Genomic DNA, 15640 nt, shown 5'->3' on the forward strand with positions numbered 1-15640 from the left:
TACTCGCCGGTAAGATGCCGTCATGACATCTTCCGTCCAGCCCCCTCGAAGCAGCCCCACCCATCGTTTCCGTCAGAAACTCCCAGCAGGCCGGCTGGGCTCGGTGCTGTTCTCGATCGGGATGTGTGTGCGAGTCCCCTACTTCGCGACCATCGTCCCGTTCGTGAAGACGATGGAACCCGGCAGGTGCGAGGTCGTCGCGCCGAAGTGGTTCGGCGTCCACAATCACCTCGGCACGTTCCACGCCATCGCGGCGTGCAATCTCGCCGAGGTCGCGATGGGGATGCTGATGGAGGCCACCGTGCCCAGCACGCACCGCTGGATCCCGAAGGGGATGGAGAGTCGCTACCTCGCCAAGGCCACCACCGGTCTGCATGCGGTCGCGACGCTGTCCGAGCCGGTCGACTTCGCGGCAGTGACCGAGGGATGCGAGGTGCCGGTGGACATCACGATCACCGACCGCGACGGCGTCGAAGTGGTCCACTGCACCATCACCACCTGGGTGACGCCGTCATGAACCTCGGGTGACCACCTCGGGCGCTTCGTCGCCGTGCCGACTGCCGAATTTGGTCTTAGGCTTCTCAAATGAACGGTCAGCCGAGAAATATCGGGGTGGAAGAAGAGTTCCACCTCGTCGATCTCCGCACCCGCCGGCTGACCCCACGGGCACCTGAACTGCTCGAGGCCCTGCCGCATACGGGTGGCTACGTGGAGGAATTGCAACGCTGCGTCATCGAGGTGAACAGTGCTGTGTTCAGCAGGCTCTCGTCGTTGCGTGACGATCTGCGTGAGCATCGTGCGGTCTTGGCGGACACTGCCCGCGAACTCGGGATCGGGGTGGTCGCCGCGGGCGCCATGCCACTGGCGGTCCCCACCGAACTCCAGGTCACCGAGACCCCGCGCTACCGCCAGATGCTGGCCGACTACCAACTCCTCGCCCGGGAACAGCTCATCTGCGGAACCCAGGTCCACGTCGATGTCGCTGATCGCGACCAGGCGGTCCAGGTCGCGTGGCGACTGTCGCCTTACGTGCCGACCTTACTGGCGCTGTCCGCGAGTTCCCCGTTCTGGGCCGACGGCACCGACACCGGCTATGCCAGCTCACGCACACTCGTCTGGCAACGGTGGCCCACCACCGGACCCTTCCTCCGACTCGAGTCCGCCGCTCACTACGACGCCGAGATCCAACGCCTGATCGACACCGGGGTCATCACCGACCCGGGAATGGTCTATTACGACGTGCGGCCCTCGGCGAGGCAGCCGACACTCGAACTCCGGGTCTGCGACAGCTGTCCCTCCGTCGACACCGTCGCACTCGTCGCTGGCCTGTTCCGCGCACTGGTGCAACACGAGATCACCGCCATGGCCCACGGCGAACCCGGCGTCGAGGTGTCACCCACGATCTATCGGGCGGCGTTGTGGCAGGCTGCGCGATCGGGCTTGGAGGCAGACCTCGTCGACATGGTCGCCGCCAAACCGCGTCCGGCCGAGGACATGGTGCGCGAACTGGCGTCGATGCTGCAGCCGGAACTGGAGTCCTGCGGCGACTGGGAGACCGTCACCGAGCTCATCGACCAGGCGATCGGTGTCGGCAGCTCGTCGGCAAGGCAACGACGTGCGCTGCGGCGGCGTGGACATCTGTCGGACGTCGTGGACAGTCTGATCACCGAGACCGCCGGCGCTGCCCCACCCCCGCCGACCGTCGCCGATCCCGCCAACCCGATGCTCCACAGCTACAACACCCGCCACGACCATCCACAACCCGACCTCTACGACGAGGTGTTCGACGCCGACGGCCACGTACGCGGTGCCTACCGCGGGGTCATCGACACGCTGACCACCCTGGGCCCGGTCACCCTGCGCAACCGGCAACACCACATGGAAAGCGAGCAGAGCGCGGGCGGGATGACCTTCCGTGTCAGCGGCCAGGACCGGGCACAGATCTTCTCCCTCGACGCCGTGCCACGGATCATCGAGGCCGACACCTGGGGCCGGGTCTCGAAGGGGCTGAGACAGCGCGCCCTCGCCCTCAACGCCTTCCTCCTGGACGTCTACGGCGACCAGGAGATCATCTCCGAAGGCGTGATCCCGCCTGAGATCCTGGACCGGGCCCCCGGGTACCGCAGCGCCGGCAATGCCCCACGGTGGCAACAGGTTCGGACCCACATCTGCGGTACCGATCTGGTGTCGACGGGACCCGGCGAGTTCTGTGTCCTGGAGGACAACCTGCGGGTGCCCTCGGGCGTCGCCTACGCGATCTCCAACCGTGCCCTGATGACCCGGTTCCTCGGCGAGATCAGGTGTCCCGACGAGATCCTGCCGGTCGACACCATGCCGCAGATGATCGCCGAGACACTCGTCGCCGCGCGTCCACCGCGCGGCGACCCGAACGGCGCGATCGTGGTCCTGAGCGCCGGGTGGGAGGACTCGGCGTGGTTCGAACACACGATGATCGCCGAACGCGCCGGGCTGGCCGTGGTGGACACCGGCGACCTTCGTGGAGACGGTAACCGGATCGTGGCGCGGATCCACGGCAAGGACGTGCCGCTCAGCGTCATCTACGCCCGCATGGACGAGGACATGCTGCTCTCGTCGACAGGATCAGATGGTGCACCCCTGCGGCATCCGTTCCTCCGCGCGCTCGGAGCCGGAACGCTCGCGATCGCCAACGCTCTCGGAAACGGGATCGCCGACGACAAGGCCGTGTACGCATTCGTCCCGGCGATGATCCGGTACTACCTGGGTGAGGAGCCGGCGATCGACCAGATCCCCACCTGGCTGTGTGCCGAGCGCGATCAGCGCGACCACGTGCTCTCCCGCCTGGACGAGATGGTCGTCAAACCGATCGACGGCCTCGGCGGCTCAGGGGTCATGATCGGACCCGAGGCCACCGAGCAGGAGCTGGCCGAGCGACGCAAAGACCTGATCGGGCACCCGGAACGGTTTGTCGCCCAAGACGTTGTCCGGTTGTCCACCCACCCGACGTTCGACGGTCAGGGGCTCTACCCACACCACGTGGACCTACGTGCATTTGTTCACCTACGGGCCGACGGGGAGGGCAACGTCTCGGCTCACATGGCGCCCGCGGCCCTCACCAGGGTCGCGCCCTCGGGCAGCATGATCGTCAACTCTTCCCGTGGCGGAGGCGGCAAGGACACGTGGATTCTCAGCGGATCGTCGCGGGACCATGCCTGCCCGCAGACCCCTCCCGAAAGGCGGTAGCGCATGTGCGGCATCAGCGGGGAGATCACCTGGGGCGGCGAGCGGCCCGATCTCGCGGCCGTCGCAGCCATGACCGAGACGATGACCGCCCGCGGACCCGACGGCGAGGGTGTCTACCTCCACCGCAACGTGGCCCTCGGACACCGGCGACTGGAGATCATCGACCTGTCCGGCCGAGGTGCACAACCCATGGTCGACACCGCTCTCGGTTTGTCGCTGGTGTTCAACGGCTGCATCTACAACTATCGCGAGCTGCGTGATGAACTCGCGGGCCACGGCTACTCCTTCTTCTCGACCGCCGACAGTGAGGTGATCCTCAAGTCGTTCCACCGCTGGGGCGCCGACTGCGTCCAGCATTTCAAGGGCATGTTCGCGTTCGCGATCGTCAACACCGACACCGGTGAGCTGACGCTGGCTCGCGACCGCCTCGGCATCAAACCCCTGTACATCAGCGAGACGGCGTCTCGGCTGCGCTTCGCATCGTCCATCCCGGCACTGCTGCGAGCCGGTGGCGTCGACACCTCGATCGACCGCGTCGCGTTGCACCACTACTTCACGTTCCATTCGGTGGTGCCCGCGCCGCACACCATGTATGCCGGTGTCCGCAAGTTGCCGCCCGCCACAGTCCGCACCATCAGGGCCGACGGCACCTCCACCGAGAAGCGTTACTGGGAACCGGTTTTCGAGCCTCATCCCGATCGTCTGGACTGGAACGAGACGCAATGGGGCGAAGCCCTGATCGACTCCCTGCGGGTGGCGGTACGCCGGCGGATGGTCGCCGACGTCCCGGTCGGTGTGCTGCTCTCGGGCGGTATCGACTCGTCCCTGGTCGTCGCGCTGCTCGCCGAGCAGGGACAACGCGACCTCGCGACGTTCAGCATCGGATTCGACTCGGCCGGTGGAGAATCCGGCGACGAATACGAGTACTCCGACCTCATCGCGAGCACGTTCAAAACCGACCACCACAAGATCCACATCGGTACCGACCGTCTGCTCCCCGCCATTCCGGGCACCGTCGCGGCGATGAGCGAGCCGATGGTCAGCCACGACTGCGTGGCGTTCTACCTGTTGTCCCAGGAGGTCAGCAAGTCGATCAAGGTGGTGCAGTCGGGACAGGGCGCCGACGAGATCCTCGGCGGCTACGACTGGTATCCGCCCCTGGAGAACACTCCGCGCGAAGATGTCACGAAGGCATACGCCTCGGTGTTCTTCGACCGTTCGCACCACGAGCTGAACACGTTGTTGCGCAACGACTATCGCCTGGATCACGACCCCAGTTGGCAGTTCGCCTCCGAGCACCAGAACGCGCCGGGTGCCGCCACCGCCGTCGACGCGGCCCTGCGACTCGACACCACCGTGATGCTGGTGGACGACCCAGTCAAACGCGTCGACTCGATGACCATGGCGTGGGGTCTGGAAGGTCGCGTCCCCTTCCTCGATCACGAGTTCGTCGAACTCGCGGCCACGTGCCCGCCGGGGCTCAAACTCGCGCACGGCGGCAAAGGGGTACTCAAGGAGGCCAGCCGCGCCCTGTTGCCTGCTGAGGTCATCGACCGCACGAAGGGATATTTCCCCGTCCCCGGCATCCGCCACCTGGACGGCGGAGTCCTCGACCTGGTCAACGACACCTTGCGAGCCGAGTCGGCGCGTCGGCGCGCGTTGTACGAAGACGATGCCATCGCCGCACTGCTGGCCGCCCCGAATCGGACTCGCACCACCCTGGGCTCCAACGCACTGTGGCAGGTCGCCATGCTGGAGATGTGGCTACAAAGCATGGAGTCGATGACAGGCGCGCCGGGGTCGAGGTGACACCGGCGGTCACAGGCAGCTCTGCGCAGCGCACGTCGGCCGCGACGACCTCGGACAACACCCGTCAGCGCCACAGCTACGGTGCGTCGGTGTCGCCGGGAGGAAAGGCGCTCGCCTACATCCTGGACGATGGCACGGGGTACCCGCGGGCAGTGCAGCGATCTCTCAGCAGGGCGGGCGCCGGACCGCTGCGGATGGTCGATCTGCCGTGCACCGGGCCTGTACGCAAGCTGATCCACTCGGCGGACGGGCACTGGCTGGCATGCGAGGTCGCGCCCGGAGGCGGCGAACACCATCAAGTGTGGGTGGTGACCACCGATCCCCACGACACCGCCGCCCACCGGGTGGCCGCCGCCGATGACTACGCCACGGTCGAGCTGATCGGGTGGGACGTGAACCGGGTGCAGCTCACCGCAACCGAGGCCGACGGAACCGCCCATGCTCTCATCGCCGATCCCCTGTCGCAGTACGTCATCGACCTCGATGCCCGGGTGGGTGGGCACTTGGTCGATTCGTGGAAGGACGCCGCCCTGCTGCGGGTCGGGCCACGTGGTTATCGCGACATGTTGCTGCTGCGCAGAGACAGTCGTCGTTCGGCGCAGTCCGATCCGCACGCCACGACAATCACCCCACTGCTCCCCAACGACACCGGGGCGACGACCGACCAGGGTGTGATCCTCGACCAGGGCTACCAGCACTCGTCTCTGCTCTTTCCCGGCCTCGGCCTGCCGAAGCTGCACAAGGACCTCGACAGTGTGCAGGCCCTGGTGCGCAGCGACTTCGACGCCAAGTTCCCCCGACTGCTCGGTATCGAGTCCGCGCGGGAGGGCATCCGATTCGCGGTCATCGCCGAGCGGCCGGACTGCGGCTTGGACGAGTTCGCGCTCAGCTACGACCAGAGCACCCTGGCCATCCTGTGGAACAACAAGGGACGCAGCGAGTTACAGGTAATGACACTGCCAGACCGCACGCAGCACCCACCGATCGAGTTGCCCGGTGCGGTCGTCAGCGAACTGTCGATCAGCACAACGGGCTCCTTGATCGCGATGACCGTGCAGGGACCCGACGTCCCTCCCGAGGTGGGCCTGGTGAACTGGCGTGAGGCCCACTGGACTCCCCTCGACCACCCCGATGCCATCGACGGCAGCACCACGGGTCGCCGCGGAACAAACGAGCCCGACCACGTCGAGTTCTTCGCCCGCGACGGGATGCCGTTGTCGGGCTGGCTCTATCACCCGGACGAATCGGCATCCAGGGCCGCTCGTGCGCGGCGGGCGGGTCAGGGTGGGGGCTCCGGCGCGCAACCGGCACTCATCTACTTCCACGGCGGACCCGAAGCCCAGGCCCGGCCCGACTACAGCTTCCTTTTCCCCGCCCTCCTCGAGGCAGGCATCACCGTCCTCGCGGCGAACGTGCGCGGCTCGGGAGGTTCCGGCCGGCTGTTCGCCCACGCCGACGACCGGTACGGCAGATATGCCGGGATCAACGATGCCGCCGACTGCGCGGCCTTCCTCGTCCGCGAAGGTTATGCCGATCCCGGCCGGATCGCTTGTGCAGGAAGGTCGTACGGCGGGTACCTCACGTTGGCATGTCTGACCTTCCACGCCGAGACGTTCGCAGCCGGCGTGGCGATCTGCGGGATGAGCGACCTTCAGTCGTTCTACGAGAACACCGAACCATGGATCGCGGTGGCCGCCTACACAAAGTACGGACATCCCGACGCCGACCGGGAACTGTTGCGCGACCTGTCACCCATCCATCGCATCTCTGAGCTACGGGCACCGCTGTTGGTGATCCACGGCCGACACGACACCAACGTCCCGGTCAGTGAATCCGAGCAGGTCGTCGAGTCCGCCCGCGCACACGGGCAGAAGGCCGATCTGATCCTCTTCCCCGACGAGGGGCACGAAATCGTGAAACGGGACAATCAGCGTGTGCTCACCGAGGCCCTGCGAGACTGGGTGCTCGACGCCTTCGCCACAGCCGGCTCACCCCGGCACCGATAGCCAGTAGTCGATAGCAACCCATCACAGAGGAAAACGTGTCCACACACCAGTCGCAGCCGCCGTTGGTCTCGTACCTGAGCGGCGAGCGCTCGGGGTCGGCGCAGGCAAGTGTGCTGGGTGATCTGCGGCGGGTGATCCTCGACGGCAGCGCGGCGCCCGGTACCGCCATCCCGGTCGGTGAGGTGGCAGATCTCTTCGGTATCAGCGCGATCCCGGTGCGAGAGGCGCTCAAGACCTTGATCGGCGAAGGCCTGGTAGGCCATCAGACCGGCGGGGGCTACTTCGTCGCGCAGCTCACCCTCACGGAGTTGAAAGAGATCTACTTCGTCCGGGGTGTCCTCGAGCAGGCCGCCTTGAGCCGAGCATGCGAGCTGGCCACCGACGACGACCTGGACCGCGCGCGCAGACAGCACGAGGCACTGCAGGAAGCCACCATCGCCGGCGACAGACGCGCGTACCACGTGCATTCGCGTCTGTTCCATCGCGCACTCGCGGCGCCGTGCGGCATGCTTCGCCTGCTCAACATGTTCGACTCCACGTGGGACATCACCGAACCGTTCCAAGTGATGCAGCGGGCGACCGGGCCCACCCAGCTGCAACTGCATAGCGACCACGAAAAGATGATCGACGCAATGGCCAGGCGTGACGCGGGCGACTTGATCTCGATCGCACAGGCCCACCATCGCCGGCTCGAATCGGTGATCATCGAGACCGCCGCAGAGCTGAACGTGGCTCGTGAGGATCAGCCGCCGCCTCGCTGATCAGCCCGCAATCCCCGCTCTACCAGAGGGTTTCTGGTCGGCGCTCGCAGAATATATCGCATTCCCTGGCGTTGTCCCAGGCGATTTGTCACGTACGTAATCAGGGTGCAACACAGCGAACTTAGGTTTTTCTCAGCCGCAAAGGAACTCCGAAACGGTTCGAAACGACTCGAGGATGCCGCCCATGACAAACGTCAAGACTCCAGGTTCTGAACCCGAGATACCGACCAATCACAACAATGCAGCGGGCGAGAGCGTCATCAAGCTCGGCTACGACCAGCGCCTCACCAATGAGGATCTCGCGCCACTGCGCCACCAGACGTGGACCTGGTACAACATCTTCGCGTTCTGGATGTCCGATGTGCACAGCGTCGGTGGATATGTCTTCGCGGGCAGCCTCTTTGCGCTGGGCATCGCCGCCTGGCAGGTCTTGGTCGCCCTGGTGATCGGCATCGTGATCGTCAACCTGCTCTGCAACCTCGTCGCAAAACCGTCCCAGCAGGCGGGTGTGCCCTACCCGGTGACAACCCGCGTCGCCTTCGGTGTCCGCGGCGCCAACATCCCGGCCATCATCCGCGGTCTGATCGCGGTGGCCTGGTACGGGATCCAGACCTATCTCGCCTCGGTGGCGTTCGGTCTCCTCGCTCTCAAGTTCTGGCCCTCACTCGAGAATTACAGCGAGAGTGGCGACATGGCCTTCCTCGGTCTGTCACCGCTCGGCTGGGCCGGCTTCATGCTCATGTGGGTCCTGCAGGCGATCGTCTTCTGGAACGGCATGGAGACCATCCGTAAGTTCATCGACTTCTGCGGACCGGCGGTCTACGTGGTCATGGTCATCCTCGCCGGTTACCTCATCTGGAAGGCCGGCTGGGACAACGTCAGTTTCGATCTGTCGGTCGGCCCCAGCAAAACCGGGTGGGCATCGATCACCGCTTTGATCAGTGCCATTGCCCTTGTGGTGTCGTACTTCTCGGGCCCGATGCTCAACTTCGGCGACTTCTCCCGCTACGGCAAGTCCTACAGCGAGGTCAAGAAGGGCAACTTCTGGGGATTGCCGGTCAACTTCTTGTTCTTCTCGATCCTGGTGGTGTGCACGGTGTCCGCGGGCGCCACGGTGATCGGTACGGACGAGGCGGGCAACATCATCACCGATCCGGTGCACATCGTCGACAAGATCGACAACACCACTGCTGCCGTCCTGGGTGTCCTGACATTCGCCATCGCGACCATCGGGATCAACATCGTCGCCAACTTCGTCTCCCCCGCATTCGACTTCTCGAATGTGGCACCGACCAAGATCACCTGGCGCGCAGGCGGAATGATCGCGGCGGTCGGTTCCATCCTCATCACCCCGTGGAACCTGTACAACAATCCCGACGCCATCCACTACACACTCGACACGCTGGGTGCGGTCATCGGGCCACTGTTCGGGATCCTGATCGCCGACTTCTACCTCATCAAGAAGCAGAAGATCGAGGTCGATGACCTGTTCACGATGAACGAGAACTCGATGTACTACTTCCGCGGAGGCGTGAACCCGGTTGCAGTGGTGGCGACCATCGTCGCGGCGCTGGTCCCCATCGGTGTGGTCATCTGGGGCACCAGCTACCAGGCCAGCTTCACCTGGTTCATCGGTGCGGCAATCGGATTCGTCATCTACATGCTGGGTATGAAGTTGCTTCCCACCGAGCTGATCTATGGCACCCGGACCCGGACCGACGAGCCGTCCGAGGCACCGGCCATCTGACCGGATCAACCCGATCATTTCTCCGACAGCGGGTGGCCGGCTGCGTCTGCAGCCGGTCACCCGGGCGGTTCTCGTGCCGGGACAGGAATACTGGTTGTCGTGCGTATCAGCGTCATAAACCCCAATACGACCGTGTCGATGACCGAGCAGATCGCGGCCGCGGCGCGGTCGGTGGCGGCGCCGGGAACCGAGATCGTCGGCGTCACCTCCTCGATGGGGCCTGCCTCGATCGAGTCGCACTACGACGAGGCCTTGTCCGTTCCCGGCGTGATCGAAGCAATTGCCCGCAGTGAGCGCAGCGAGCATCCCGCCGACGCCTACGTACTGGCCTGCTTCGGCGACCCCGGACTCGATGCAGCCCGCGAAGTGGCCTCGGTTCCTGTGGTCGGTATCGCCGAAGCCGCTATGCACGCCGCGTCCTTGCTCGGCCGCACCTTCTCGGTGGTGACAACGCTGGGCAGAACGATCGGTCGTGCCGAAGAGCTCGCCGAACGGTACGGACTGGCGGGCCGCTGCCGCGGCATCCACGCGTGTGAGATCCCGGTGCTCGAACTCGAGACGAACCCCGACACCGCAGGCATCCTGGTGGACGCGTGCCGTTCGGCCGCCGAGGCGGACGGCAGCGACGCGATCGTCCTGGGTTGCGCCGGTATGGCCGATCTTGCACAGGTGATCAGCGCCAAGATCGGCATTCCTGTGGTCGACGGAGTCGCCGCGGGCACCTTACTGGTTCAGTCGTTGGTCACCATGGGTCTGCGACCCCGGAACACAGGCGAGCTCGCACCGCCGATCCCGAAGGTCTATCGCGGCCTGCTCGAGCCTTTCGGGCGAGGTGCGATCAGTTGACCGACGGCGTGAGGTCCGTGTCGACGATGCGCGAGAGCAATGCGGTGACCACACCCGCCATCTCATAGGGATCGTCGATCACGCCGAGGCCGGGAAGAGTGTGCATCACGGCCGCGTACACCGCCGCGTTGTCGTCGAGACCGAGCTCAGCGATCAAAATGCGATATTTTTCGATGATCATGTGCAGGCGTCCGTAGGTGACAAGGCTGCCACCGTATTGCGCGGCCACTCGATCCGGCTCACTTGCCGCGGTCTTCGCGATGACGGAGAGTGCCGGAACACCCGCTTCCGCCGGACGTTCGGACGCCGAAATCGTATCGCTCACGAGGATCTCCGCTTTCGCTCTTCTCTCGCCGGTGGCGAGGTGGATTAAGGGTGCCACACGTACAGAAATGTCGGATGGGCTGTTGATTGCGCGGGCACCCTGTCTATTTATGACGTTGATCACTGCAGGTGACAGAGTTGCCGCCGACATTCGCGCAGATCGAAATAAGTGAGCGTCACGGTCAATTTCGCTCTTTGCTTTTTGTTTGCATTCGCGAATGAACAGACGCCGCCGCCGGTTTGACGTGAAATACTCCTGATTCATGACCTCCCCCACCTTGTCGCTGGTCATTCCCGCGTACAACGAAGCCGATTCGATCGGTTGGCTACTCGAGTCCCTGATGACCGAATTGGACCAGCTCGACGAGATCATCGTCGTCGACAACAACTCCACAGATGAGACGCCGCAGATCGTCGCCGGGTTCACCGATCGCATCGCCCAATTGCGCGTTGTCACCGAGAAGCGGCCAGGAGTCATCGCCGCGCGCAATGCAGGTTTCGACAGCGCGACCGGCGACATCATCGGAAGGATCGACGCCGACGCCAGGGCGAAGCCCGGTTGGGCCCGCGCGGTCCGCGAGTTCTTCGCAACTGCCGACGAGACAATCGGTGCGGGCACCGGCTTCTTCGACCAATACGACATGCCCCTGCAATGGGTGCACAGGCAGTTGCTGACGGTTGCGCTGAAGTCGGCCGACAAGAAGGGCGGCGACCTTCCGTCGCTGTTCGGCGCGAACATGGCGATCCGCCGAACGACCTGGGAACAGATCCGCCCGATCCTGCTCGATCAGAACGGCATCTTCGACGACCTCGACATCACGTTGTGTGTGACCGAGGTCGGCCAGCGAAGTGTGTTCATCCCAGGCATGGACATCAGCGCCTCGGGACGCCGCATGCTCTCGAGCGTGGAGGTGTACCGCAAGTTCACCGACTACATGCCCGCCACGTATGAGGCGCGCGGCATGCACGAGCAAGCTCGCAGGTCCGTGGCCAACGTCCGGACGATGCGGGTGCTCCATCGCATTTTCTGGCTGCCGTCACGTGCGTGGGACCCGGTCAAGGGCCGGTACTCGCTGAAACAGCTGTTCTCCAAACACAAGACGCGGGTACTTCCGTACGCGTCGTCCTGACCACGTCACGGCGATTGGTGGCGCCCCGGCATCATCCCGTAAACTCTCAACGAGAGGTTTACAGTTTGTGATCGGATGAGGGGCAAGGTTTGCTGCGAACGCTGGATCGACGATGGCTCACGGGACGAACCGTCCTGGTATGCATGGCGGTGATGTGCCTGGGATTGACCGCACTCGCGGCGCCTGCGACGGCGGCACCTGCACCGACAGCGGCTGACGAGTCACCGGAGGGCGCCAATGACTGGTCCTGCATCCCCAGCCCGGCACATCCCCGCCCGGTTGTCCTGGTCCACGGGACATGGGCCGACATGGCCACCACATGGAAAACGCTCTCTCCGGCGCTCAAGGCCGAGGGGTATTGCGTCTTCGCTCTCAACTACGGAACGAGGGCGCCCGGCACGCTCCAGAACCTCCTCGACCTCGTCGGCGGCGACACCATCGAGCGGTCGGCCCGCAGTCTCGGCGATTTCGTGTCGCGCGTCCGCACAGCGACCGGGGCGCCGCAGGTCGATGTGGTCGGGCACTCTCAAGGAGCGCTTGTCGCCCGGTCGTACCTGAAGACGGGCGGCGGCTCGGATGCCCTTCGTCCTGAGCGCAACATCGTCCGCACCCTGGTCAGCCTTGCCGGCACCAATCAAGGAACCAGCTTCAACATCAACCAGCAGCTCGGTGCGATCGCCGAGATGCTCGGTATCCCCGTGGTCACGCTTGCCGCCGCAACGGTGGGGCCCTCGTACATCGAGCAGATGGCGGGCTCCCCGTTCCTTCGCGAGCTGGCCGCCGGCGGGGACACCCGTCCCGGGGTCGATTACGTGGCGGTCGGTACCAAGCAGGACACGATGGTGACGCCACCGGAGCACTCGTTCCTCAATCCGGTTCCGGGCGCGACCGTGAAGAACGTGTGGGTGCAAGACGGTTGCGAGGGCGCTGAGGCCAACCACATGGAGGTCACCAGCAGCCCACGTTCGGTGTGGATCACCCTCGCTGCCCTCGACCCGGGATATGCGCGGACACATCCGGCACCGTGCCCTTGACGCCAGACTGACTCGGGCCGGGAGGAACGTCAGAGCAGGGTTTTGACGATCCGCGCGGCCTCGTCGAAGTCCCCGGCGAGATGGGTGCCGGGAGCAGATCCGAGATAGTCCCGGTAGATGGCCGAGATCTTCTTGTTGGCGTTATCCACCATCACCACCGGCTTGTCGAGCAGAACCGAGAAGACCGCTGCGTGGAGTCGGTCGGTGACCACAACCTTGCCCTCGGACAGGATGTCCACCGCGTTGCGGATGATCAGGTCGCACTGGTAATCGAACGCCCACCGGGCGTACGGGTAGGCCCGCACCCGGACCCGCGGCACCTTGTGCATCGCCGAGTTCACCAGGCTGACAGGCCACCACTTGAAGTTGTCCGCCACCGATGCATGCCATTCGGTCCGCGGCACGCCCGGGAACGCCCGGCCCACATCGTCCTTTTCGTGCATCGATTCTTGATCCCGGCGTTTGAGCATCACCACGTCGCGGCTCGGTTCCCCTACCGGTGGCAATGGACGGGCTCCGAATGCCAGGTCCGGACAGTAGACCACCCGATTGTCGGGAAACAATTCGCGGGTCATCTCGCAGCCCGCCCTGTCGCGGATCATCAGAGTCAGATCCGGATGCCGCGAGTAAACGGCCTGCGCACGCTCCAGCGCAGACTTGTCGAGAAAATCGATCGTCTGCGGCATCTGGATGATTTTCCGGTTCGGATTCTCCTCTATCACCCGTTCACGAAAAAGCTGAAATCGGTCATATCGATCACCGAAATTGCCACCACCCTGCAACAACAGGGGGCCCGTCGGCAGTCGACGCGAAAGGGCTGCGCGGTCATATGTATGGGTCGCACAGACATATGCGGGGTCGATCCCCAGCCGGTCGAGGTACGCCAGTTGTCCGCGATAGATGAGGAGGTCACCGGAATTGAAGTGGTTGGGGTAGTCCAGAACGGCCACCCGATCCCCCGGGATCTCCGCCCGCAGGATGTCTGCGGTCTCCTGTTCGATCTGGTCTACAGCTGTCGTCACGCGTACATCCTTCTGTGAGGGGCCTGCCCATCGGCCGGCGCCCGAGTGGACGGTTCGGGATCAGGCGATCGGCCGGTCTTCTCGGTCGGCGAACAGTCGCCTGATGCTGTGCTTCCGCGTCATCGGATCGTACGTACGGGTGGGTACCCAGAACGCGAGGTACATCGCACGCGCGATCCACACATTGATCCACGACGCCCGAGCTCGTGACCGGTCGCCGTGCAACTCCCATGTGCGGGGAACGCCCCGGGTGAACTGCCAGTACAACTTTCGGCTCGTCAGCATCCGCCGGCCGGACACCTGCACCCGCATGCCCTCGACCACGGCGATCTTCCGACCGACAGCCCGCAACGCGATCGAGATGTCCAGATCCTCCCAGATTCCCGGCTCGTCGTGGGTCAACGACTCGATCTGCTCCCACACCTCGCGCCGAAGCGCCATGTTGGCCCCGTACACGCCAGGCGATTGCTTGACCTCGTCAGTCTGGCCGTTTCGCGACGTGGTCGCGATCCGCATCAGAGCGCGGTGCACCCCTTGAAGAGGCATGTCGTACTGGGTGAACGGGCCCACGGCCGCGCCGAACTCGGGGCCCGCGGACGAGAAGAATCTGTCGATCGCGGCGGCCCAACCCGGCGCGACGATGGTGTCCGCGTCGATCCGTGCGATGACGTCGCTCGTGGCCGACGCCAGGCCACGATTGCGAGCGGGCACGATTCCCTGGCGACTCTCGTCGAGCAGTCGTATCTTCTGGACCGTCGCTTGATGAGCGGCGACTATATCTGCCGTTTTATCGGTCGAATTGTTATTGACCACAACTATCTCTGCGATGTCGTCGATTTGTTCGACGAGATTATCGAGACACCGACCGATCGAAACTTCTTCGTTGAATGCTGGTATGACCACTGAAATGGACACAGCTCCCCCTCGCCTCGACGACCTGGGTGGACAATTGGCTGCTCAATGCTCCACATGCCACATATCTCATGAAAAGCGGCGCGCAAAACAATGCGCCGTCACTCACTTTACGAGATTAGAGGATGCACGTGTAATTGCCCTGCATTTCGCTTGTCGCTCGTATGAACGCGCGAAATATCGACTCAGTCGCTGGATCGAGCGGGCTTGAGCTTCGCTCGCAGTACGGCACAAGCTCGGGCTGCAGACCGAGCGCGCGCGAGTTTCACGAGCGGGCCGCGAGCTGCGCTCGCGATACCGGCACAAGCTCAGCCTGCAGACCGAGCGCGCGCGAGATTCCCGAGCGGACCTTGAGCCTCGCTCGCAGTACCGGCCGACGCTCGGTCTACAGACCGAGCTAGCGCAAGTTTCACAAGAAAGCCACCGGGAGCGCTCGCGGTACCTGCCTGCAAACGACGCGACGCCCACTTTTGGCAGCGGGCCGTCAGAAGCGCTCGCGGTACCGGCACAAGCTCGGGCTACAGACCGAGCTAGCGCGAGTTTCACGAGCGGGGTTCAAGCTTCGCTCGCAGTACCGGCCAACGCTCGGTCTACAGACCGAGCTAGCGCGAGTTTCCCGAGCGGGGCTCGAGCTTGCTCGCAGTACCGGCACACGCTCGGGCTGCAGACCGAGCGCGCGCGAGTGTCGCGAGCGGGCCATCGAAGGCGCTCGCGGTACTGGCCAACGCTCGGTCTACAGACCGAGCTAGCGCGAGTTTCCCGACCGGGGCTCAAACTGCGCTCGCCATACCGGCACAAGCTCGGTCTACCGACAGAGCGAGCGTGGC

12 protein-coding genes are annotated in these 15640 nt (G+C 64.6%); 9 read left to right on the forward strand and 3 right to left on the reverse strand.

The genetic code is table 11. From position 1 onward, the window contains the following. Nucleotides 1-22: 22 nt before the first annotated feature. From KXR83_RS12965 to KXR83_RS12995, 7 genes are all read left to right on the forward strand, one after another. The gene (locus KXR83_RS12965; protein ID WP_437425168.1) at nucleotides 23-517 is read left to right on the forward strand and encodes a hotdog fold domain-containing protein; all 495 of its coding nucleotides are present in this window, start codon (nucleotides 23-25) and stop codon (nucleotides 515-517) included. Between the two features lie 68 nt (nucleotides 518-585). Further along, nucleotides 586-3222: a glutamate--cysteine ligase gene (locus KXR83_RS12970; RefSeq protein WP_437425169.1), complete on the forward strand. Its 2637-nt coding sequence runs from the start codon at nucleotides 586-588 to the stop codon at nucleotides 3220-3222. A 3-nt stretch (nucleotides 3223-3225) separates the two neighbouring features. Beyond that, complete coding sequence (locus tag KXR83_RS12975) at nucleotides 3226-5031, forward strand: N-acetylglutaminylglutamine amidotransferase (protein ID WP_437425170.1); 1806 nt, start codon at nucleotides 3226-3228, stop codon at nucleotides 5029-5031. A gap of 89 nt (nucleotides 5032-5120) precedes the next feature. Further along, a complete protein-coding gene (locus tag KXR83_RS12980; protein ID WP_437425372.1) occupies nucleotides 5121-7037 on the forward strand; it encodes an alpha/beta hydrolase family protein in 1917 nt (638 codons plus the stop codon). 35 nt (nucleotides 7038-7072) lie between these two features. Then, a complete protein-coding gene (locus KXR83_RS12985; protein ID WP_116915061.1) occupies nucleotides 7073-7798 on the forward strand; it encodes a GntR family transcriptional regulator in 726 nt (241 codons plus the stop codon). 184 nt (nucleotides 7799-7982) lie between these two features. After that, nucleotides 7983-9545 (forward strand): NCS1 family nucleobase:cation symporter-1, encoded by a 1563-nt coding sequence (locus KXR83_RS12990; protein WP_437425171.1) that lies wholly within the window; start codon nucleotides 7983-7985, stop codon nucleotides 9543-9545. A gap of 99 nt (nucleotides 9546-9644) precedes the next feature. Then, nucleotides 9645-10391, forward strand: coding sequence for an aspartate/glutamate racemase family protein (locus KXR83_RS12995; RefSeq protein WP_437425172.1), 747 nt, complete (start codon nucleotides 9645-9647; stop codon nucleotides 10389-10391). On the opposite strand, the gene KXR83_RS13000 is transcribed toward KXR83_RS12995, so the two are convergent. Beyond that, on the reverse strand, nucleotides 10384-10980 hold the full coding sequence (locus KXR83_RS13000; protein ID WP_437425173.1) for a hypothetical protein: 597 nt from the start codon (nucleotides 10978-10980) through the stop codon (nucleotides 10384-10386). The two genes, KXR83_RS12995 and KXR83_RS13000, sit on opposite strands and share 8 nt — an antisense overlap. On the opposite strand from KXR83_RS13000, the gene KXR83_RS13005 reads away from it, so the two are divergent. Both KXR83_RS13005 and KXR83_RS13010 read left to right on the forward strand, forming a co-directional pair. Beyond that, nucleotides 10979-11845, forward strand: a complete 867-nt coding sequence (locus KXR83_RS13005) for a glycosyltransferase (protein ID WP_437425174.1) — start codon at nucleotides 10979-10981, stop codon at nucleotides 11843-11845. The genes KXR83_RS13000 and KXR83_RS13005 overlap by 2 nt on opposite strands. Nucleotides 11846-11934: 89 nt before the next feature. Then, nucleotides 11935-12879, forward strand: coding sequence for an esterase/lipase family protein (locus tag KXR83_RS13010; protein ID WP_437425175.1), 945 nt, complete (start codon nucleotides 11935-11937; stop codon nucleotides 12877-12879). Nucleotides 12880-12908: 29 nt separating this feature from the next. Here the strand turns inward: KXR83_RS13010 and KXR83_RS13015 are convergent, their stop codons facing one another. Both KXR83_RS13015 and KXR83_RS13020 read right to left on the reverse strand, forming a co-directional pair. Next, nucleotides 12909-13901 (reverse strand): polysaccharide pyruvyl transferase family protein, encoded by a 993-nt coding sequence (locus KXR83_RS13015; RefSeq protein WP_437425176.1) that lies wholly within the window; start codon nucleotides 13899-13901, stop codon nucleotides 12909-12911. Between the two features lie 60 nt (nucleotides 13902-13961). Next, a complete protein-coding gene (locus tag KXR83_RS13020; protein ID WP_437425177.1) occupies nucleotides 13962-14816 on the reverse strand; it encodes a glycosyltransferase in 855 nt (284 codons plus the stop codon). Nucleotides 14817-15640: the final 824 nt, after the last annotated feature.

Source organism: Williamsia muralis, from assembly GCF_051487485.1.
Classification (GTDB): domain Bacteria; phylum Actinomycetota; class Actinomycetes; order Mycobacteriales; family Mycobacteriaceae; genus Williamsia; species Williamsia muralis_B.

What these genes read in the sequence shown, in the direction of transcription:
- KXR83_RS12965 (WP_437425168.1), top strand. Translation starts at nt 23, where the DNA reads ATGACATCTTCCGTCCAGCCCCCTCGAAGCAGCCCCACCCATCGTTTC.
- KXR83_RS12970 (WP_437425169.1), top strand. Translation starts at nt 586, where the DNA reads ATGAACGGTCAGCCGAGAAATATCGGGGTGGAAGAAGAGTTCCACCTC.
- KXR83_RS12975 (WP_437425170.1), top strand. Translation starts at nt 3,226, where the DNA reads ATGTGCGGCATCAGCGGGGAGATCACCTGGGGCGGCGAGCGGCCCGAT.
- KXR83_RS12990 (WP_437425171.1), top strand. Translation starts at nt 7,983, where the DNA reads ATGACAAACGTCAAGACTCCAGGTTCTGAACCCGAGATACCGACCAAT.
- KXR83_RS13005 (WP_437425174.1), top strand. Translation starts at nt 10,979, where the DNA reads ATGACCTCCCCCACCTTGTCGCTGGTCATTCCCGCGTACAACGAAGCC.
- KXR83_RS13000 (WP_437425173.1), bottom strand. Translation starts at nt 10,980, where the DNA reads ATGAATCAGGAGTATTTCACGTCAAACCGGCGGCGGCGTCTGTTCATT.